Source organism: Ruegeria sp. HKCCD9138 (assembly GCF_057220975.1).
The window spans coordinates 93,767-114,148 of the sequence record NZ_JBWVAZ010000012.1 but is presented as its reverse complement, the minus strand read 5'-3'; the positions used below and the strand labels follow the sequence as shown (position 1 = coordinate 114,148).

The following is a 20,382-nucleotide window of genomic DNA, read 5'->3' as shown; positions in this document are numbered from 1 at the left end:
CAGTTCCAGCGTATACCGACTTCAAGTTTGAATGAGTGCGTCGCAATTCTTTGCTCCCTTGCGGTGGAGGTCATCGGTTGAGCTGAGTCGGGTAAGGGCGCAATAACTCCAGGCATTAGTCCTCTCCTTTTTTTGAGATTTCAGGCGGAGACGGGACGGGTCTGTGCCTCGGGTGTGCCTGATTCAAGGAGAGCCGCATACCTAGTGCGTTGGACCCACAGGATTGCGCTTCCGCAAAGAACCAGGACAAACGCGAGCGGGAGTCCTGCTGGATTGAGAGCGGCATGAAATAGTACGATAACAGCCATAATCGGCGCCAACAGAGCCAGCCCCAGTGCTGGGGCTCGGTTGGACAAGAGAAGAAGCGCGCCTGCCAGTTCGACACTTTTCATCAATGGCCAGAGAAACCCGGCCTCTTTAAGCGCTACTTCAAATGCAAGCCCGGCGGAAGAGGTCGGCGGATGTATAAGGTGCGCGTCTGTAAGAATGAACACAAAGCCATCCAACGCCCCTATCAGAAAAATACCGCCAAGAATTAGGCGCGGCGCTTGATCGATCAGAAGTGTCTTAAGCTTCGGAAGGGATGGCATCATCGTGAAATTCCTTCAGATTTCGATTGCACTTCAATTCACTTTCCTCTGAATATGGGAGCATTCAGCGTCACTCCAGCGAATAGCATTCAGGCAACATGAATGAAATTCAGATAAGAAATCTCGACCTGAACCTGCTTTTTGTCTTTCGAGTTCTCATGGAAGAAGGCAGCGTGAACCGCGCTGCTGAACAGCTTGGTCGAACGCCGTCAGCGGTGAGTCATGCGTTGGGGCGCTTGCGTAAGCAGTTGGATGACCCATTGCTGGTGCGCGCCGGTGGCGTCATGAAACCAAGTCCGCGGGCCGAGGCCCTATATCATGAGATCCGACCGATCTTGTCGCAAATCGAACGCGCCGTTCAGACGCCTGCTCCGTTCGAACCCGCAACATGTTCTCGGACTTTCCGCATGGCAGGACCGGCGCTGGATTGCATCGCGTCCAGTGTCATCTCACGAATGCAGGGAGAGGCCCCGGATTCGGCACTGTCTTGGCAGCCCTACTCCAAAGAGACCATAGGCCAGATCTTACAAGGCGAGATAGATATCGCATTCGGGAACGCGAACTTCCCTCTACCAGAAGGCCTGAAAGCACAAACACTGAAGCCGATGAAGCGGTATGTTCTGGCGCGGCGCGGCCATCCGGCGACAAATGATTGGAGCCTGGAAAGTTGGATGCGCTGGCCCCATGTTGTAGTTCGCATTCCAGCCGCGATCCACGGCACTGTCAGCGAGCACTTTGCAAATCTAGGCTTGAAACGGCGCATCGGGCTTCACGCTGGCAGTTGGTCAGGCGTCGCATCGTCTCTGAACAACACGAATATGATGGGCAACTTCGTTGCTTTGATCATGTTGGAGGGCGCAGGTGGCGACGACCTGCAAGTCTTTGAACCGCCGCAAGTTATGCCTGATCTTGTCTTCCGGGTTATGTGGAATGCCGAGTTGGATGCTGACCCGGCCCTAGCCTGGATCCGCGGAATTGTTCTGAAGACGTTTGATGGCCTCATGGCTGAAGCTAGCAAGCGTTTGTCAAATAGTGACATCATCGCACCGCGAACCATTGGTTGATATTCCAAGTTGCCATAGAACCTATCCATCTCAAGAGCTGCCTTGCGGCGGTGCGGCGTGTGGGTCGCGGCCCAATAGCATCAGATCTGGTCCTAGGGGCATCGGGCGACTACAGCACGCAGCCTCAAGCGGACATTCAATGAACTACTGCACTTCGCAGTCAGGCACAGCTTCACGGCTGATGCCTTAAAAAGACTTAACAATCGCTCTTTTTGGAAATGTGTGTTCGGCTAGCGCATCTGGCCTAGATGCAATTTTGCGTTTAGCGTGGTGCCCACTGTGGGAGTTCAGTCTTTGGAAAGACGTCTAGCAGCGATACTTGCCGCCGATGTGGTTGGCTATAGCCGTCTTATTCGAAATGACGAGGCCGGCACGCTTGCAAGGGTCAAAGCCCATCGCGAGCAGTTTTTTGAACCAATTGTCGCTTCACGACATGGGCGCATCGTCAAATTGATGGGCGACGGCTTGCTTCTTGAGTTTGCAAGTGCAGTTGAGGCCGTTCGGTGTGCGTTGGACATGCAGCACTATGTAGGCGTCGCCAATGCTGACCTGCCGCAAGATTCGCAGGTGCGATACCGTATCGGCCTTAATGTTGGCGACATCGTCGTAGATCAGGATGACATTCACGGGGATGGTGTAAATGTTTCCGCACGCATTGAAAGCCTGGCTGTCCCGGATGGCATTTACATGTCGGCTAGCGTTTTCGAACAGGTCCATACCAAGCTCGATCTCACCATAGAAGATTTGGGGAGGCGAGAGGTCAAGAACATCTCCGAACCCGTTCACATCTACCGCCTTACAATGGATGAAAAGGCAAAAGCCATCGTTTCTCCTATCGTGCCACTTACGAACAAGCCAACGAAAAATCGTCTGATTATGGTAAGTTGCACCGCAATTGTCCTGGCGTTAGTAGCCGCCGCATGGCTACAACCTTGGTCCGTGGTGCGATCCCCGGACACGGATGAACAAGCCGCGGCCCTGTCTGGCAAACCCTCCATCGCGGTCATGGCGTTCGACAATCTCAACAACGACCCGAGCCAAGATTACCTCAGCGACGGACTGAGTGAGAACATCCTGACCGCCTTGTCCCGTTTTGCAGATTTTTTCGTGGTCGCCCGAAACTCAACGTTTTCATACAAGGACGCTCCGGCAGATATACAGAAAGTGTCAGAGGAATTGGGTGTTCGCTACATCGTTGAGGGGAGCGTTCAAATTGCCGATGAGCGCTTGCGCGTGACGTCCCAACTCATTGATGCGACGACGGGCCAGAACATCTGGGCAGACAGCTATGACCGAGACCTACAGGACATATTTTCAGTACAGGATGAGATAACGCTAACCATAGCTTCGCTTCTCTCCACGAATATCGATCTGGCAGAGTACAGCCGTCTTAAGCATCAGCCTACTGATAGTCTTGGCGCTTACGAATTGCGCAAACGCGCGCAGGAGGAATGGTTTACCTTCACGAAAGAAGGAAACATCAAAGCAGAAGTGCTTAGCGCAAAAGCCATTGCTCTCGATCCGAACTATGCTGGGGCGTATGTCGAAAACGCTTGGGCACACATAAACGGGTATCGTTGGGGGTGGACGAACTCTTTAACGCGCGAGGAATCACTGGAGCGCGCATTTGAGATGGCGCGGAAAGCCATTGAACTGGAACCCTTCAATTTCAAAGGTCATTGGGTCTTAGCCAATGCAACTACTCAGAGCGGTAACCTTGAGCGGGCTGCTTCGCTTTACGACAAAGCAATTTCTCTGAATCCAAATTCGGCATCCGTTCTGGCAGATTCCATCGACCCGCTCGTCTATGGCGGCAAGGCGCCTGAAGCCGTTGAGCGCATGAAACTAGCGATCCGGCTGAACCCACATCACCAAGACTGGTATCTTTGGAATCTGGGTTGGGCTCAGTACTTCGCCGAGGAGTATGAAGATGCAAAGGCTTCAGTTGAACAAATGAACGAAATACCCGACGGCTTGAAACGCACCTACGCGCCAATTCTTTTACGCCTTGGTCTTCCCAGTGATGCGCAGACCGTTATCGATGAGTTTCTAGCGGCCAATCCCGAATTCACTGTCCAAGAGGCGATGAATGCGCCATTCGAGAGTGAGGCGTATCTCAATCGGTGGGTAGAGGATCTGCGAAAACTGGGTGTGCCTGATACCAAAGAATGAACGATTTTTCGAGTTTCGCTTTGCGGGTGTCGCCACCAGACTCAGACACCCACAACTATCGCGACAAACTTTAATCCTGCGATTTGCGGCTGTGGCTTTGTAGTATTTTCAGCCCAAACCGGACAATCACAACTAGACTTTGCAAATCCTGAGAACCGCAACAAAGAGGCGGTTCGCCGCTCTTTTGCAAACGATTGCTCTTGAAACAATCTGAAACCACCGAAGCCTGCTTCTCTAATCTCACCTCTGTGCTTCGGCTTCTCGCGAATTCGGCCAAAAAACTTCGACAAAAACTGATCCGGACACAACAACAATTGCCGCAAGCTGAAGCCATGTTGGGCTGTTGCCCAAGAAAACTATCGCCAAAGCAGCTGCAATCACCGGCTTAAGAAAAAAAATGTAAGAGGCGCGCGTCATGTCGGTGGCCGCCGCCAGCCCCCCGAACCATAGAAGTTGCGTGATAGTTGTGTTCCAAAGCCCCAGTACAATCAGCGACCAGAATGCAACCGTGGGCATTTCGGCAAGCATCAATGGATTAACCCAATTACCCCAAAAGATGCCAACGCCGATCCACAACCCAATTGCGCCGATTGCAATTGCCAGCGTGGTGATCCGCATTCCGCCGTGGCGCACCATAAGCGGTTTGGCCATTACGGAGTAACCCGCTACGAGAGCTGCGCAGAAAATTGCCATTAGAACACCCCATAGAGATTTACCTCCTGCGGTCAGCACATCTAGGTATCCATCAGTGAGAAGCGCAGCGACACCAGCCACAGCAAGAATGCCGGTGATTATTTTGACCGCAGAGATCGGGGTGCGATTTACCAACAGATTTAACAGCCCGACGAAGATCGGGATCGTTGTTACTAGTGTTGCCACCTGTATCACGCTGGCGAAGTCCAGCGACCAGTGAAAGAAAAGATAGGCGAGAGAAACTCCAAGCAGCGACAATGGCACCAAAATCCGCCAATCCTCACGCAACGGAGTCAAAAGGTCGCGCGTGTCGCTGCGCATCATTGACCAACTAATTAGCCCGACAGCGCCGATCAAATAACGCCATACAGAAACCTCAGGGCCCGCAACTCCGGTCAATTTGGCAAAGAACTCTGAACTTGCGTGACCGCATACGCCCACAAATACTGCTAGATAGGCCCATTTGGCGGGGATGTTCATTGCCGTTCGATCTCCGTTCCAAAGATTGCCAAGCTTTCAACAAGGCGTTCGGGTCGTTCAAGTGGCAATAGGTGGCCGGCGTTTTCCCAATCCTCCCTGCGAGCCTCAGGCAATTCAGAAAACAATCGATTTATAACTTCGGCGTCCCGGAAGACCCGGTCGTGCATGCCAGTGATCGAGAGCACCGGAAGATCCAGCGACGACCACCGGAAATCCCAAGCTGTATCGACCGAGTTCCGCATCAAATTGGCGTGCCCATGTAACTGGTCCAGCGGCTCATATGGGCCCCTGAGGAAATTTGGTCTAACGGTGGAGGCGAAGTCAGGGTTGGTCAGGAGTGGCATCATCAGCCCCATGAATAAAGAAGCTCCGCCTTTCTCGACATAGTGCGGAAGCGCATCGTTGATCCATGCAATGCGAGGGTTAATCTCGCGCAACGTATTCAGCAAAATAATCCCGCTGGCCGGCGCGCCCGTGGCATAGGCCTGAGACGCGTACAGCCCGCCTATGGACAGACCGGTCAGAATTGATGTTTCTGGCGCAACCTCTCTGAGAAGGTGAACCAGGTCACCAACAATCAATTCGTTAGTAAGCTCTAGTTCCTGGCTGAAGCGCGATTTGTCCTGACCCCGAAAATTATAGCTGAGCGTCCCAAAGCCGCGCTTCCGAAGGTCAGGTGCGACTACGGCCTCCCAGTGATCGATCGATCCTGTAAGCGCATTAACGAATACAAATGTTGGCGCTCCGGTTCGAGTTGGCGCCGAGTGGAGATAGAAAACTGAGTTGTTTGCATCAATGTGGAGATCCGCCATGCGTCGCTCCCCCAAGCCATACGACAGCATATAGCAAGAAGCAGTTTCGACCAACTTGTCCGTCTGTGAGCAGTGCGTGTTACTGGCGCAGATGATTGATATCTGGCTCGGAGCTCCCGCACCTTGCAACTACCTTCCGTGGTTGCCAGCAGGCCATACCCGACATTTACAACTAGATTTTGCAATTTCTGAAATGTGTAACCAGTGCCGTCATTCGCATCAGGGAGGCACCAGAACAACTTTTCCAAGACCGTCAAGCGGATGACTAGGTATTGGAACGACGAGCGAACAACTGATGCCGGGCGGGCGATTTTTTTTATCATATAATTGTGACTTCCGCCGACCCTGAACTACTAAATACTGCGCGCCGCCTGCTCGTTGCTCCTCAAGCGAACATAATAGGTCACACTCGCAAAATGTTCGGTGCTGGCTTTGCTGACGCCATGGCTGGCGGCGAAGGACTCATTCTTCACAATGGTATCGCTCGTACAAGCGCAGGTGAACGCGCTTTCAAGATGGTGGAGAAAATCTGCCGTCTGTTGCCTACTGGAATCCGCCGCACTCGTGGCTTTATTGGAAGCGCGAGGCACTGGCTTACGAGTCAGGTATGCTCAACGCGAAGTGTCCAATGCTGCGTGCGCCGGAATGCTTTGGGGTCGTATACACCGCTGAACCTTTGGCGAGAATATTCATCGGAGCTGTTGATGAGCCGCAACCGCAGTGGGACGCCAAAACATTTGCTAATGCTTCTGAAGCGCTTGGTGCTTTCAGCGGCGCGCATCTCGGAATGCCGGATACGGATCGGCACGACTGGATGGCCGTCGGACGTGCACATAGCTGGACAGCAGCCGCAGAAGAAGAACTTAGCTCACTTGAAGGCAACCTGCAGGATCCTGTGATATCGCGCTGGCTCGCAGGCTCCAACTTCAGAAGAACGACGGACCTTTGGCAAAACCTAGGTCATTTGCGCGCGGCCCTTGCTGACCTACCGAAGTGTTTCTGTCACCACGATGCTTTCACGCGAAATTTGCTTTTCAACGGACCAGTGGAGCAAGGTCAGCAGATTGTAGCAATAGACTGGGCTTTTGCTGGCCACGGAGTTCTCGGCGAAGAGTTGGCGGCAATGGTCGGTGCTTCTCTTACATTTCAGGAAATCGACCAAACCGAGGCAAAAGATTTAGTAGAAACTATCTTTTCGAGTTACCTGCGAGGTCTAGAAAATTCCGGTTGGCGTGGGGCGGCCGCAGACGTTCGATTAGGATTCTGCGCAACGACTGCTATGACTTTCGGACTAGGCGCCTTGGGACCGTGGGCGCCATTGCTGCGTGATCCCAGTTCGAAGCTCATTGTCGAGGGGATCACAGGAATGACCGTTGATAGATTCATCGAGAATCTCTCTGAAATCCACTGCCATTTCCTGGATCTCGGCGAAGAAGCCTTGGCCAATTTGACCTAGTAATTTGAGGGTAAATGTCAGAGGGCGCATAGTCGCAGTACGGATCAAATGATCGCACCGGGCCCAGTGTTTGCGTTCGCTGATATCTTCACCCGTGACCGGTGGCAGCCCAATGCGGACATCCAAAATCAAGTTTTGCAGTTTCTTTTAGACTGTAGAATCTTACCATTCGCCGCACGTACGGGGGCTGCTTTTCTACGCTTCGCGTCCGAGATGTGAGCCACCAATGGCGGGTTCAACGGAATTGAAATAGATGAGAAAAGGAACTGACGTGGGCTGCCCGTAGCCTTTTGGTGTCGGAACTGAGCGAGATGGATCTACAACTAGATTTTAAGCAAGCTCCGATGCTGACTATGAGCCCAATCTCCATGTTTCTGATGCGCAGCCAACAACCACATAGCACCGTTCTTTGCCCAGTAATTCTTCGATTTTAGGCAACGCTTTGTGTAAACTGTAGCTCTAGCTGCCAACCCAACTGCACGTGGGAGGATCCAATGGACGATAGGAGCAGCCCAACTGAGGGAATGATTGACTATGTTGGGAATTCCCTCCCGCAGAAGCACTCTATTCAATCTCGCGCAGACGATGTTCGGGAAATGGCCGACAAGGTTCTGGCCTCATCAGACGAAATACACATTGCTGACTATGGCTGTGGCACGGGATCAAACGCGATTTTGTCAGTCAAGCCTGCCGTAAAGTCTTTTGCTGACCGCTACCCAGGTCGCTCCATATATGTTCACCACGTCGATCAGGCGGAAAACGATTGGAATACCCTATTCGAATGTGCTGCTGGCCAAGACGGTTACGCCAACCTCTCTTCCAGTATTCGCCCAGTCGCAAGTGTGGGTAGCTTTTTCTCAATGGCCGCACCCGCATCTTCCATTGTCGTCGGGACTTCGTTTGGGGCGAGCCATTGGCTCAGCACACAGCCCTTTGTCTCTTCAAAGGGCACGCTGTGGTTCGCAGATTTGCAGGGAGAAGCTCGCCTGGAGCTCAAAAGGCAAGCGCAACGAGACTGGGAAAGCTTCCTGACTTTGCGAAATCGTGAATTGCGAAGTGGCGGCAGGCTTATGGTCTCGACGCTGGGGGCTATTCCTGATGCGGGCGAGGTCAATGGAATTTGCAGTTCTGGCCGACATACCTACCGCGCGATGTACAACGTTGCCGAAACTATGGTGAGTGACGGATTGGTATCTGAACCCGCTCTTCGCGACTTCATTATGCCAATCTGGTTTATGTCCCGGGAGGAAGCTCTTGAACCCTTTCAACGCAACAAGGAATTGGCAGATGGCTTTTTGATCGAAAGAGCAGAGGTAGCTCCGGCTCAGCAAAACCCTGAGGATATCTTTGCAGACCAGATCAATGCGCCCCAACAGTACGCAGCAAGCTATAAGGGCTTTGTTCGCTCCTTCACCGAGTCCACGTTCAGGCAATCCTTGTTACGCAGTGAATCTGAGCAGAAGACCGAGACTCTTCTGGATCAGTTTTATGATCGTTTTGAAGCGACCATCAAAGAAGGAGGGGGCAAATACGCCTTTGAAATCTGGTTGTTGACGATTGAGCTTAGAAAACAATGAGCGAACATCTATTCCGGCTTGTTTCGATCTTACTCTTTCGCAAGGCATGTCGAAATAGTTCGCCAGCCCTTTTTTGTTCTACATAGGAGTGTCAAAATGCGTTTTCTCGCCGCCATGCTTCTTCTCACCCTCGCCCTTCCTGCTTCAGCGGACAGCGCTCCGGAATGCGGCCAATTTACTGTCTACTTAGAAGACCTAAAGATCACGTCTGGTGGCGACAAAATCGGGGATGTTGCGGTTGGGCACGTCACGGTTTTCAGTGAAGATGGTCAGGTATTGGGTATGCAGAATGTCACGACGCTGATAGCGCCTGGCGCAAGTAAGGGCAAAACCCAGCTTATTGTTAACGCTTACCTATCAATCGACAGCAACCAACTGATCTACTCTGGCTCCTACCCAGCCCCGAGCAGTCCTGACACTGTGCCCCACTTCGAAACTCAATTGGCAGTTGTCGGTGGTACTGGAGTTTTCCAAGGCGCAAGTGGCCAGGTGAAATTCTTCAAAAAAGACGACAAACGCGCTGCCGCGTTTGATGTCAAGTGCACCAGTTAACCTAGTTTTCTGGCGCTTAGGGCAGGCAGTACCAGCCCAAAGCAGACCTTCATCAGCGAGCTTTGCAAATCTTCAGAAGCTGACGGAGCGGACATCTACTCACGTTTTCCCATTGCACTAAGTCCTATACGTTGGCGGTAACCATCGTTGCTGGGAATGGAACCCGCCAAACACCGCCGCCCGTGCCGAATTCTTTTTTTACCCGTTCAGTCATTGCGGCGCGAATGGCGGCACGGGCCGCAGGTGATTGCGCACTGATCAACATCGCAGCCCGTACAGTGGCGTGCTCGAAAACGTCCGCAAACCCGCAGGGGTCCGTAAAGCGGAAGGCGGAATCGATGTCCGTGAACTTGGGGTTTGAAAACCCGGCTGCTTCGAGCGCGTTCTTTGCGTCCTGACGTTTTGAGAACAGGTGAAATTCTGGGGCCGGCGGCGCCAGAGAAGGATCGCCGTGTTCTCTAACTGCACCAAAAACGATCTGAAAGCTTGGTGACAATTCAGGTTCACGCCACGACGTCATAGCCGCAACACCCCCAGGCCGCAGAACTCTGGAAACCTCAGATAGAACGACATCCGGTTCCGGCAGATGGCCAAAGCCCACATTGCACACAACGGCATCAAATTTGTTGTCTGCAAATGGTAGACTGACCGCGTCACCTTCAACAAACGAAGCCTTTGGCACTCGACTGCGCGCAAGAGCCAGCATGGCAGGAGAGAAATCCAGCCCCGTAACGATTGCGCCTGTTTCGACAAGCGACTCCGCAGCGTTCCCATGCCCGCAACAAAGATCCAACACCGTCTTATCGGGTTTAGCACGGGTTGCTTCCACCAGCCAAGGGATCAATTGATCGGATATTGGCGCGAAAAGGTCCACATATGACTTTGCCCGCGCGTCTTCTGACCAACCGCTTTTCTCCGCTGCGGCGAAATCATCGTATTGCATAGGCGCAATCCATCACAACCCCATCTGCATGATAGTAAGAAATCGGGACAAAATCGAGTGACTCGGGTTTCCAGTACGTTTGACCGCGTTGGGCTCAAAGTCGCGTTCTCTGCTGTTCGCACAAGTGACGAGTGCAGCCCGAAGCGGTCGTTGGATTTAAATCGCCAAAGCTGAATTTAGCGGTGCGAAGCCTTGGGGGCCATATTATTAGCTTCAACAAGTATCTCCGCGATGGAACAGCAAACGTTCAAGGGGGCACGAACGTAGACCTTGCGGGTCGTTGCCTCTAACGTAACTTTCGCGGAGGGCGAGAGTGAAGCGGAAACTTGTAGCGATTTTGGCAGCCGATGTTGCTGGCTTCTCACGCCTCATGGGGCGTGATGAAGAAAACACGCTACTACGCCTATACCTTTTATTATCTGAATTGGTTCAACCCCAAATACGCGAGTCTAGAGGGCGAATTGTCAAGTTGACGGGCGATGGTTTGTTGGCCGAATTCACCAGTGTGGTCGACGCGGCAGACTGCGCTATTGCCATTCAACGAGCAATGCAGGACCGAGAACCTGACGTGCCCCGCGGGCAACGCATTCAATTGCGGATCGGTATTCATCTGGGAGATGTGATTTCTGAAGGTTCAGATGTTTTTGGCGAAGGCGTCAACGTAGCCGCAAGATTGGAAGCAATTGCAGAACCCGGAAGCGTCTGCATTTCCGAGGATGTATACCGTCAAATCAAAGGCAAGGTCTCCGGCAGCTTCAAGGATCTGGGTGAGCAAGATCTAAAAAACATCGAGCATAGGATTGGCGCCTACAGCATCGATCTCGACCCGGCGCGCCTGTCACCTGAGTTCTACGAAGTTCTAACGGGTGAGCCGTTGGAGTTGCCGGACCAACCGTCTATCGCTGTCCTGCCCTTTCAAAACATGTCAGGCGACCCAGAGCAGGAATACTTCGCGGACGGAATTACCGAAGACATCATAACCGCCTTGTCGCATATAAATGGCCTCATCGTGATGGCACGCAATTCGACCTTTGCCTACAAAGGTAGGTCTGTCGATGTAAGACAGGTCGGACGGGAATTAGGTGTTCGTTTCGTCCTTGAAGGGAGTGTCCGAAAGGCGGGGCAGCGGGTTCGCATCACCGGGCAGCTTATTGAATGCCAAAGCGGGTCGCATTTGTGGGCCGACCGGTATGACCGTCAGATTGAAGACATTTTTACCGTTCAAGATGAAATCACACGCGAAATTTCCGTCTCATTGGCGGTCAACCTTACACACGGACAAGAGCTCAGGCTTTGGGCTGATCAAGCGCCTGACTTTGAGGCGTGGGACTTGATGATGCGTGGCATCAGTGAACAATACAAATTTACAAAAGAAGGGAATCTTTCCGCGATTCAGCTCTACCGGAAAGCAGTTGAGCTTGACCCTGAGAACTCATCATTCAGAACGGGCCTCGGCTGGGCGTTGCAAGCCGGTGCCCGCCTTGGGTTTCATCAAGACCCGAAGGCGTCCACTGACGAGGCCCAGTCTATCTGCGACGCATTGTTAGCGATGAAAAATGTCCCGGCTGATGTCTATGCGCTGCAAGGGTATATTTTCACAAACGAATCTCGCTTTGATGAAGCCAAAGCCTTCTGCAATGAAGCTATCGAACGGCAACCCAGTGTTTCGCTTTCTCATGCCATGCTGGCAATTGCATACAATAGTTGTGGTGAATTTGAGGAAAGCCTGAATAGCATGCGAAAGGCCATTCGGCTGTCGCCCTACAGCCCGGACTGGTATTTCAGCCATTTGGGGGATGCCTATCGCGGGTTAGGTCAGCTGGAGCAAGCAAGAACAGTTTACCGGCACTTGGAAACCCGCTTGCCTGGCACCTTGTTGTGCCAAATCCGTTTGGCAGCGATCCACGCTGATCTTGATGACACCGAAAATGCTACGAAAGCAGTAGACGCAGTTCTTTCAATCGATCCTCAATTTTCAGTGCAAACCTATTCCGGGCACATGGTCTACAAAACTGAAGCCCTGCGCAAATTCTGGGCGGATGCTATGCTAAAGGCCGGTCTACCAGAGTAGCGCCGCAGTATTGTATTGGGTTGTAGAGATCAGAAGATTGTTTTGGTTGCCACGAATTTGCTTAGCGCTTTAATACGTAAATCGAAAATTCGGATCAGGCACAGTATCGACTAAAATAGTTGTCAGCCCAAAGCAGGCCTATGCAGCGAATTCAGTCGGGGTGGATATCGCGTGGTGAACAGTTGGCTGCAAGCACGATAGCGATCCAATTCACATCCAGCTCTAGATTGAATTGGTTCAGCCATCTTTCCTGTAGTTTGTACGCCGGATGTTCCATCGCACCAAGGCACGTCCAGTGCGCCGCTGCTTGCCGGTGGTGTACCAACTCATGCAGAAGAACAGACTGGTCGTTCAGGTTTTCGGCGTTCCATGGATATACCAGAGTGATCGTTGCCGTGTCGGGTTCATAGAGCCCACGAGTTTTGCGCCCTATAGCCATTGCTGGTTCATTAGCGTCTACAGCAGACAGGCTGTCAGCAAATATTATGGTCGGAGCGTTTTTGCGCCTTGGCAAATCTGTTTCACGGTCAATCCACGCCTCCAGTGTTTCAACAACATCGGACAGCGATTTTGACTGACCTATTGCATCATGAGGTACAAGCGAAAATATGACAAAAACAGTCGCCAAGAATGGGAAATTCTGTCTAAACCTACCCATGAATGTCACCCCGCAGATCAACTGTTTCCGAGACCTGCGAACAAGCTAAAGCATGGTGGAGCACACGGCCGCGGACACCCGCAACCAATAGGTTCGGCGATCAAGAGTGTCGTGAGATCAGTGTGAAACTAGTCTAAAATTTACGTTAGAAACGGTGGACTTACCGCTTTCAAGTTGGTTTCGGTAAACTATACAAGAGCCGGAGGGCATGCCAGCCAAGCGCATTGCATCAGCCCACCGTTCCATCATGGCCGGGTCCCGCCAGCTCTCACCAAATAATTCAATCTCCTCTGCAACCGTCCGCTCGGGGTTTTCTTTCCTGAAACGTTGCATCGTCTTCTTCGCAGCATCGATATCGCCACTGCAAACCTGAAGCGCTGCCAGAACCCTGAGGGCATTGTTGGGTATGTTTGACATCCGCGTCATCGTTTCGAGACCATCATCACACTGCTCGGTACTCCACTGTGCTCAGCCGAGCTGATGGAAATACCAACTGGGCGTAACCGGGTCGAGGTCAATTGCCTTCTCAAGAAGCGCGATGGCCTCTTCGGCCCGCCCTAGAAACACCAATGGATCCGTCACGCCAACCATGACCAGAATGTCGTTTGGATTCAACTCACCCGCGACCGAATATCGTATTACGGCTTCTTCTAGTTCTCCTGCGGCGACGTGCACATCTGCCCGCGCAACGTGGGCCAAATGGTATTCTGGGTCGAGCGTCAGAGCCTTGTCGGCAAGAGTTTCGGCCTGCGCTAGTTTTTCGTTCCTCGGTAGATCTGGTTCAACCTCATTTGACCAGAGGTCGCGCCAGTGCACCCACGTTAGGCCAATGTAGCCAAAGGGCGCTGTCGGGTCATTTTTGACGGCCTCGTTGAACAAATCACGCGCTGCCAGTGTTCCGGCAATCGTGTCCTTTTGAAAGTGCTGCATACCCTTGATGTAACTGTGAAGTGCCCCGACTGCCTCGCGTCCACCCCTCAGAGGGGGTTTACGAGTTACCTCACGCCCAATTTTGTTGGTGACTTCACGCACGATCCGATTCTGCACATCGAACAGTTCACCAATGTCTGAATCGTAGTCTTCAGCCCAGACATGCGTCCCATCGTGCCCGTTTATGAGCTGGACTGTGATCTTAAACCGGTTACCTGCCTTCTGCTTGCTGCCTTCGATCACGTAGTCAGCGCGAAGCTTGTCAGCAATTTCCGAAATGCTAAGCCCACTGTCACGGAAACTGAAACTGGAGTTTCTGGCAATGATCGCGAGCTCGCGGTATCGAGACAACTCTGTCAAGAGACCTTCTGCAACACCACCTCCAAGATATCCGCTGTCTGCACTGGCGCTCAAATCATCAAATGCCAACACTGCGATCCTCGGAGGCCCATCAACCTGAGATGTTGGCCACATTAGCCAAACTACAACGGCGACAACTGCTGCAATCACCGTGCCCACCGTTGCGATCTGTTTCCGATAGTGTTTCTTTTGAAAGGTTGGCTGGTCCGCTTCAAGGCAGTATCCCCTTCCAATATGTGTTGTCAGTAGAGTCTGTTCTCTGTCCCGAATGGTGCGCCGGATTTCTGCAATACACTGGGTCAGGCTCTCGTCCGACACAGTCACATCCGACCACACGGATTCAATAATTTCCGACTTGGTCAGGACTTGGCCGCGGCTCTTGGCAAGACAAGCAAGAACCTCTGAGCTCTTGTTCCGTAATTTGACCCGATTACCAGACGCGTCCAATAGATCGTGAGACTGCACATCGAAACGAAGGTCACCAATTCGAACTGTGGAGGAGTTAACCGCGATATCATTCTCGGTCATGTGAACCACCGGCAAGCATCTTAGTTTCTTATAACCAAATTATACTGCATTCGGCAGGCCACAGCGCCCGCGATGCAAAAAATTATGAATATGTTGGCCAGTGTTGACGCATCGCGAGTGCGATAAACTACGTGCTTTGGGTTCGATGTAAGTGTTTTTTGGGCTCGGCTCGATAGGCCAGGAGCTGCGCGAATGCAATTGCCCAAGGACGTTTGAGCACGACGTTAAGCGAATTTGCAAAGTCAGCTTTCTGCACATAGCCGACGCTTGTGCGGGCTGCGGTAAGAGAGACCTTGTCCTCTTTTTCGTGAATGAGCGCCTACACTAACAGGACGGTTGCTGTGGCATGTGCGGGAAACGACTGCCTTTTAACCAACTACCAGAATTGAGACCGGCTATGACCGATCCCATCGAAAGATTGTAGGCTTACGCGTTTTATTGGCCGACTCCCCAAAACTGTCTGCGCCATAACCAGACTACCTTTTCGCGATCTATTTGGCGTCGTAGTTCCGCTTTTGGTTGAGGAATGCGCAAAACTTTGGGCAAATCATGCAATGTTATGCGCAAAATTCAATACTATGCGCACACCTACACGCACCTAAAAATCCAGGTTCTCCACACTCAACGCATTTTGCTGGATGAATTCCCGGCGCGGCTCAACCACGTCGCCCATCAGTTTGGTGAACAGGTCATCTGCTTCGACCATGTCGTCCACGCGTACTTGGAGAAGAGTTCGCGCATCCGGGTCAAGTGTGGTTTCCCACAACTGATCAGGGTTCATCTCACCCAGACCTTTGTAGCGTTGCAGCGACAGGCCCTTTTCACCCTCTTCGAGGATGGCACGCAGCAAGTCCAGGGGTCCATGGATCACCTGGGACCGGTCGCGTCGAACCAAGGTGGCGGGCGTGTTGTAAACTTCTTGCAGGCTTTGAGTAAACGAGCCTGTCTTTCGGGCCTCGCCGGAACGGAGCATCGGGCCGTCCAGCGTGCGAACCTCTTCCACGCCGCGCAGGATACGGGCCAGACGGATGCCGTGGTCTTGCGTGATTCTGCCCTGCCAGCCGCGCTCGTATTCCAAAGCGATCAGGTCCAAACGGGCAGCCACCTTGTCGGCCACACCTTGCAGGTCGGCATCGACCGCGCCGGGAACAAAAGCTCCGGCAACAGCAGCCTGCTCCAGTATGTGACGTGGATAGTGGGTCGGGAAGGCATCAAGAACGCGCTTCAGCTGACGTGCTTCATCGACTACGCGGGTCAGATCCTGACCGATGATTTCCTCACCCGAGCCGAGTTTCAGAACCGCACCCTCAACGCCCTGATTGATCAGGTAATCGTCCAGTGCCGCCTGATCTTTCAAATAGACCTCGGACTTGCCGCGCGACACCTTATAAAGCGGTGGCTGCGCGATGTAGAGATACCCGCCCTCAATCAGTTCCGGCATCTGCCGGTAAAAGAAGGTCAGCAACAGCGTCCGGATATGCGCACCATCCACGTCGGCATCGGTCATGATGACGATCTTGTGGTAGCGCAGCTTTTCGATGTTGAACTCATCGCGGCCAATACCGGTGCCGAGCGCCATGACAAGATTGCCGATCTCTTGGCTCGACAACATCCGGTCAAACCGCGCGCGTTCGACGTTCAGGATTTTACCGCGCAGCGGCAGAACGGCCTGGGTCAGGCGATCCCGGCCAGTCTGGGCCGAACCACCGGCCGAGTCGCCCTCGACAAGGAAGACTTCCGTCTTGGAGGGGTCTTTTTCGGAACAGTCCTTCAGCTTGCCTGCCAGATAGTTCACATCCATCGCCGTCTTGCGGCGGGTCAGTTCTCGGGCCTTGCGGGCGGCTTCGCGGGCCAGCGCAGCCTCGATGATCTTGCCGACGATAGTCTTGGCCTCGTTGGGGTTCTCTTCGAACCACTCAGCCAGTTTTTCGTTCATCAACCCTTCGACCGCCGGGCGCACTTCGGAGCTGACCAGCTTGTCCTTGGTCTGAGATGAGAATTTCGGGTCAGGCACCTTGACCGACAGCACACAGGTCAGACCTTCGCGCGCGTCGTCGCCCGTAAAGCTGACCTTTTCTTTCTTGGCGATCCCGCTGGATTGCGCATAGTTGTTGATCGTTCGGGTCAGAGCGCCGCGGAAACCGGCCACGTGGGTGCCGCCGTCACGCTGCGGAATGTTGTTGGTGAAGGGCAGAACCGTCTCGTGATAGCTGTCATTCCACCACATCGCGATTTCCACACCGATGTCGTCGCGTTCTCCCTTGATATAGATTGGCTCGGGCATAGCGGGCGTTTTGGACCGGTCCAGATACTTGACGAATTCCTTGACACCGCCTTCATAGAACAGCTCGGTCTCAAGCCGCTCCGCCGGGCGTTCGTCGATCAGGATGATCCGCACGCCTGAATTCAGAAAGGCCAGTTCACGCAGGCGCTTCTCCAGCGTCTCAAACGAGTATTCGAGGTTGGAGAACGTGTTGGTCGAGGCCAGAAACCGCACCTCGGTTCCGGTGCGATCACCGCACTCACCCACGACCTTAAGGTGTTCCGCCGTCTCTCCGCCTTCGAAACGGGCAACGTGCTCGTTGCCGTTCCGCCAGATGCGCAGTTCCAGCCAATCCGACAGCGCGTTCACCACCGAAACGCCCACGCCGTGCAGACCGCCCGACACCTTGTACGAATTGCTGTCAAACTTACCGCCGGCGTGCAGCTGGGTCATGATGACTTCAGCCGCCGAAACGCCTTCCTCGGGGTGGATATCCACCGGAATTCCGCGACCGTTATCGCTCACCGAAACGCTGGAATCGGCATGGATTTTTACGGTCACATGGTCGGCATGACCGGCCAATGCCTCGTCAATTCCGTTGTCGACAACCTCGTACACCATATGGTGCAAACCCGAACCATCATCGGTATCCCCGATATACATACCGGGACGTTTCCGGACGGCCTCTAACCCTTTGAGAACTTTAATGGAATCAGCGCCGTATTCCTGAGGTGCCTGTGCGTCTTCGGACATTCCGTGAGTACCTATATTATTTTGGTAACTTATACGTTCTCTGGTGGGGATTGTCACGCGATCCCCCAAGATTTTGTGGTGGATTCGGGCGACTTGTACGAATTCGGCAATCTGCCGCCGCTTGCTCAGAGGCGATCGATATCCGCCGCGATATCCGCAGCAATTGCACTAGCGTCAACGTCGCTGCGGTCCGCCGACAAACGTAGCCCCAACAGGTCGGATTGATAACGCGTCGCCAGTCTCTCAGGATCGTGCCCGGACCCGATTTCACCCGCCTCCTGCGCGCGGCGAAAGAGATTGGCGAAACATGCTTTCATCTCGGCCATGTGGATGCCCGCTTTTTCGGCCAGTTCATGGTCCTTTGCCTGCAACTCGGCATAGGTTTTGGCAAGCATGCAAGCCTTTGCGGGCAAATCGGTAGAATCGACAACCAGCTGAGGTTGCGCCTGCAGGGCCCCCTTGGGGCCTAGTTGCTCCGCCAATGCGGTCAGGCGGGCCACACCGGTGCGTGCATAACGTTCCAACGCCAGCGCATAAAGCGCATCTTTCGATCCGAATGCGGCGTAAAAGCTGCCCGGTTTCAGTTTCAGCTCGTTTTCCAGATCTTTCAACGACGTCCCGGCCCAGCCCTGACGCCAGAAGATATCTCTGGCCCGGTCAATCAATTCGTCTCGGTCGTATGACGGCTTACGGGGCATCTGCATCACCAATTCTTGAACATTCATTCAAATATATACTTGAGCGATCACTCAATAAACCCTATTTTCGAATTACCGCGCCAAAAAAGGAGCTCAATATGACTGACTTCCCCTCTCACGACCTCGAAACCGCCCCGGACGGGTCCAGGCCGCTGCTTGCAAAATCCCAGGCTGCATTCGGCCGCCTGCCCGGGCTGCACAAAGTAATGGCTGAAAGCCCGCAGCATCTGGAAGGCTATCAGGTGCTGCATCATCTGTTTCTGCAGACCGATTTTGACAACGACGAGAAAACCGTTGTCTGGCAGACCATCAATGTCGAAAACGAGTGCCATTACTGCGTGCCCGCCCATACCGGCATCGCCAAGATGATGAAAGTATCGGACGAGATCACAGACGCGCTGCGCAACGAAACCCCGCTGCCCAACGTCAGGCTCGAAGCGCTCCGCACCTTTACCCTGCAACTGATGAACCAGCGCGGCAACGTCACCGAAGAACAGATGCAGGCGTTCTTCGATGCCGGATACTCGCACCGCGCCGTATTGGATGTGGTTCTGGGCCTCGCGCAAAAAACCATGTCGAACTATGTCAACCACATGGCCCAGACGCCCGTTGACGAAGTCATGCGCGGCTTCCTCTGGGAACGCAAGGTCGGCGAACCCGCCTAAGACGTCACGACCGAGCCTTCGTCACCTTCGGTCACCGTCAATGTCTGGGCGCGATCACTCAGTTCCGCAAACAGCTCAGGTCCGGTACCGGTCATCCAGGCCTGAGCACCCAGCGCACAGATCTCATCATAAAGCGCTGCCCGGCGCCCTGCATCCAGATGCGCCGCAACTTCATCCAGCAATACAATAGGGGGCGCCCCAATCTTTCCCGCCAGTGCCCGTGCATTCGAAAGGATCAGCGAGACCAGCAGTGCCTTTTGTTCTCCGGTCGAACAATCCTTGGCGGGAACTCCCTTGGCGGCGAATACGCCAAAGAGATCCGATCGATGCGGGCCGACCAAAGTCCGACCCGCTGCCAGATCACGAAACCGGCTTTCATTCAGCGCCTCACACAAATCTTCCGCCGTTTCAGGCATTGCGCCTTCGGTCTGCACCAATTCCAGTTCGGCAGAAGGAAATGCCGTTTCTGCCTGATCCTGCGCGTCACGCAGGTGATCCAGAGCCGCCAGCCGGGCCACATGTATCCGATGCCCCATCTCGGCCATCTGCCCTTCCAGCGCGGCATACCAATGGGCATCGCGAACCTGCTCTTTCAGCAGACGATTGCGTTCCCGCATCGCCTTTTCATAGGTCAGCGACGCTTCGGCATGGGTTGGATCAAAGCTCAGAGCAATGCGATCCAGAAACCGCCGCCGCCCTTCTGCCCCTTCGATCCACAACCGGTCCATCGACGGGATCAACCAGACCACCCGCGCCAGCTTTCCCAGTTCGATCTGGCTAGAGGACTTGTCATCAACCCGCACCTGACGCGGCGCGCCACCTTCGGACCAGGTCTCGATCTCGAATTGCCGACCCTGCGCCTGCAACAGCCCCGTCAATTTCCAGCCCAGCGCCTCGGGCCGCCGCGTCATCTCTGCCGCGCTGGCCCGCCGCATCCCGCGCCCTGGCGAAAACAAAGACACCGCCTCGAGAATGTTGGTCTTACCGGCTCCGTTCGGCCCATGAATCGCCACCGGCCGTCCATCCAGAGACAAACGCACCAGTTTATGAGACCGAAAATGCGAGACCGTAAGCTCGGTCAGGGCCAAAGCCATGACCCCTCCCTTCATCTTTTCAA

General features: G+C 53.7%; 16 protein-coding genes. 7 read left to right on the top strand and 9 right to left on the bottom strand.

Features of this window, described 5'->3' with window-relative positions; all coding sequences use genetic code 11:
• Window positions 1-140: 140 nt before the first annotated feature.
• Window positions 141-593 carry a hypothetical protein gene (locus AC2TEL_RS18405; protein WP_480905997.1) on the bottom strand — a complete coding sequence of 151 codons (453 nt, stop codon included), beginning with the start codon at window positions 591-593 and terminating at the stop codon, window positions 141-143.
• 95 nt (window positions 594-688) lie between these two features.
• Between AC2TEL_RS18405 and AC2TEL_RS18400 the strand changes: the two genes are divergently transcribed.
• Together AC2TEL_RS18400 and AC2TEL_RS18395 are read left to right on the top strand one after the other, a co-directional pair.
• The gene (locus AC2TEL_RS18400; RefSeq protein WP_480844524.1) at window positions 689-1,654 is read left to right on the top strand and encodes a LysR family transcriptional regulator; all 966 of its coding nucleotides are present in this window, start codon (window positions 689-691) and stop codon (window positions 1,652-1,654) included.
• Between the two features lie 294 nt (window positions 1,655-1,948).
• Window positions 1,949-3,826: an adenylate/guanylate cyclase domain-containing protein gene (locus tag AC2TEL_RS18395; RefSeq protein WP_480844525.1), complete on the top strand. Its 1,878-nt coding sequence runs from the start codon at window positions 1,949-1,951 to the stop codon at window positions 3,824-3,826.
• Window positions 3,827-4,066: 240 nt separating this feature from the next.
• Here AC2TEL_RS18395 and AC2TEL_RS18390 read toward each other — a convergent pair whose 3' ends face one another.
• Both AC2TEL_RS18390 and AC2TEL_RS18385 read right to left on the bottom strand, forming a co-directional pair.
• Window positions 4,067-4,999 (bottom strand): DMT family transporter, encoded by a 933-nt coding sequence (locus AC2TEL_RS18390; protein WP_480844526.1) that lies wholly within the window; start codon window positions 4,997-4,999, stop codon window positions 4,067-4,069.
• Window positions 4,996-5,841 carry an alpha/beta fold hydrolase gene (locus AC2TEL_RS18385; protein WP_480905994.1) on the bottom strand — a complete coding sequence of 282 codons (846 nt, stop codon included), beginning with the start codon at window positions 5,839-5,841 and terminating at the stop codon, window positions 4,996-4,998. The genes AC2TEL_RS18390 and AC2TEL_RS18385 overlap by 4 nt, the downstream gene beginning before the upstream one ends.
• A 577-nt stretch (window positions 5,842-6,418) precedes the next feature.
• Here AC2TEL_RS18385 and AC2TEL_RS18380 point away from each other — a divergent pair.
• The 3 genes from AC2TEL_RS18380 to AC2TEL_RS18370 all read left to right on the top strand — a co-directional run bounded on the left by AC2TEL_RS18380 (window position 6,419) and on the right by AC2TEL_RS18370 (window position 9,396).
• Window positions 6,419-7,267, top strand: a complete 849-nt coding sequence (locus AC2TEL_RS18380; protein ID WP_480905991.1) for a phosphotransferase family protein — start codon at window positions 6,419-6,421, stop codon at window positions 7,265-7,267.
• Between the two features lie 494 nt (window positions 7,268-7,761).
• Window positions 7,762-8,844: a class I SAM-dependent methyltransferase gene (locus AC2TEL_RS18375; RefSeq protein ID WP_480905987.1), complete on the top strand. Its 1,083-nt coding sequence runs from the start codon at window positions 7,762-7,764 to the stop codon at window positions 8,842-8,844.
• 96 nt (window positions 8,845-8,940) lie between these two features.
• Window positions 8,941-9,396, top strand: a complete 456-nt coding sequence (locus tag AC2TEL_RS18370) for a hypothetical protein (protein WP_480905985.1) — start codon at window positions 8,941-8,943, stop codon at window positions 9,394-9,396.
• 124 nt (window positions 9,397-9,520) lie between these two features.
• Here the strand turns inward: AC2TEL_RS18370 and AC2TEL_RS18365 are convergent, their stop codons facing one another.
• Complete coding sequence (locus AC2TEL_RS18365; RefSeq protein WP_480905982.1) at window positions 9,521-10,339, bottom strand: class I SAM-dependent methyltransferase; 819 nt, start codon at window positions 10,337-10,339, stop codon at window positions 9,521-9,523.
• Between the two features lie 313 nt (window positions 10,340-10,652).
• On the opposite strand from AC2TEL_RS18365, the gene AC2TEL_RS18360 reads away from it, so the two are divergent.
• Window positions 10,653-12,410 (top strand): adenylate/guanylate cyclase domain-containing protein, encoded by a 1,758-nt coding sequence (locus AC2TEL_RS18360; protein WP_480905979.1) that lies wholly within the window; start codon window positions 10,653-10,655, stop codon window positions 12,408-12,410.
• A 151-nt stretch (window positions 12,411-12,561) separates the two neighbouring features.
• On the opposite strand, the gene AC2TEL_RS18355 is transcribed toward AC2TEL_RS18360, so the two are convergent.
• From AC2TEL_RS18355 to AC2TEL_RS18340, 4 genes are all read right to left on the bottom strand, one after another.
• Complete coding sequence (locus AC2TEL_RS18355) at window positions 12,562-13,068, bottom strand: DUF6647 family protein (RefSeq protein ID WP_480905976.1); 507 nt, start codon at window positions 13,066-13,068, stop codon at window positions 12,562-12,564.
• A gap of 468 nt (window positions 13,069-13,536) precedes the next feature.
• Window positions 13,537-14,886, bottom strand: a complete 1,350-nt coding sequence (locus tag AC2TEL_RS18350) for a winged helix-turn-helix domain-containing tetratricopeptide repeat protein (protein ID WP_480905974.1) — start codon at window positions 14,884-14,886, stop codon at window positions 13,537-13,539.
• Window positions 14,887-15,484: 598 nt separating this feature from the next.
• Window positions 15,485-17,902, bottom strand: a complete 2,418-nt coding sequence (gene gyrB, locus AC2TEL_RS18345; protein ID WP_480839023.1) for a DNA topoisomerase (ATP-hydrolyzing) subunit B — start codon at window positions 17,900-17,902, stop codon at window positions 15,485-15,487.
• A 125-nt stretch (window positions 17,903-18,027) separates the two neighbouring features.
• Window positions 18,028-18,600, bottom strand: a complete 573-nt coding sequence (locus tag AC2TEL_RS18340) for a TetR/AcrR family transcriptional regulator (RefSeq protein ID WP_480906063.1) — start codon at window positions 18,598-18,600, stop codon at window positions 18,028-18,030.
• Window positions 18,601-18,698: 98 nt separating this feature from the next.
• Here AC2TEL_RS18340 and AC2TEL_RS18335 point away from each other — a divergent pair, with 98 nt between their 5' ends.
• Complete coding sequence (locus AC2TEL_RS18335; RefSeq protein WP_480905971.1) at window positions 18,699-19,265, top strand: carboxymuconolactone decarboxylase family protein; 567 nt, start codon at window positions 18,699-18,701, stop codon at window positions 19,263-19,265.
• Here the strand turns inward: AC2TEL_RS18335 and recF are convergent.
• Window positions 19,262-20,359, bottom strand: a complete 1,098-nt coding sequence (recF, locus tag AC2TEL_RS18330) for a DNA replication/repair protein RecF (protein ID WP_480905969.1) — start codon at window positions 20,357-20,359, stop codon at window positions 19,262-19,264. The genes AC2TEL_RS18335 and recF overlap by 4 nt on opposite strands.
• Between the last annotated feature and the right edge of the window lie 23 nt (window positions 20,360-20,382).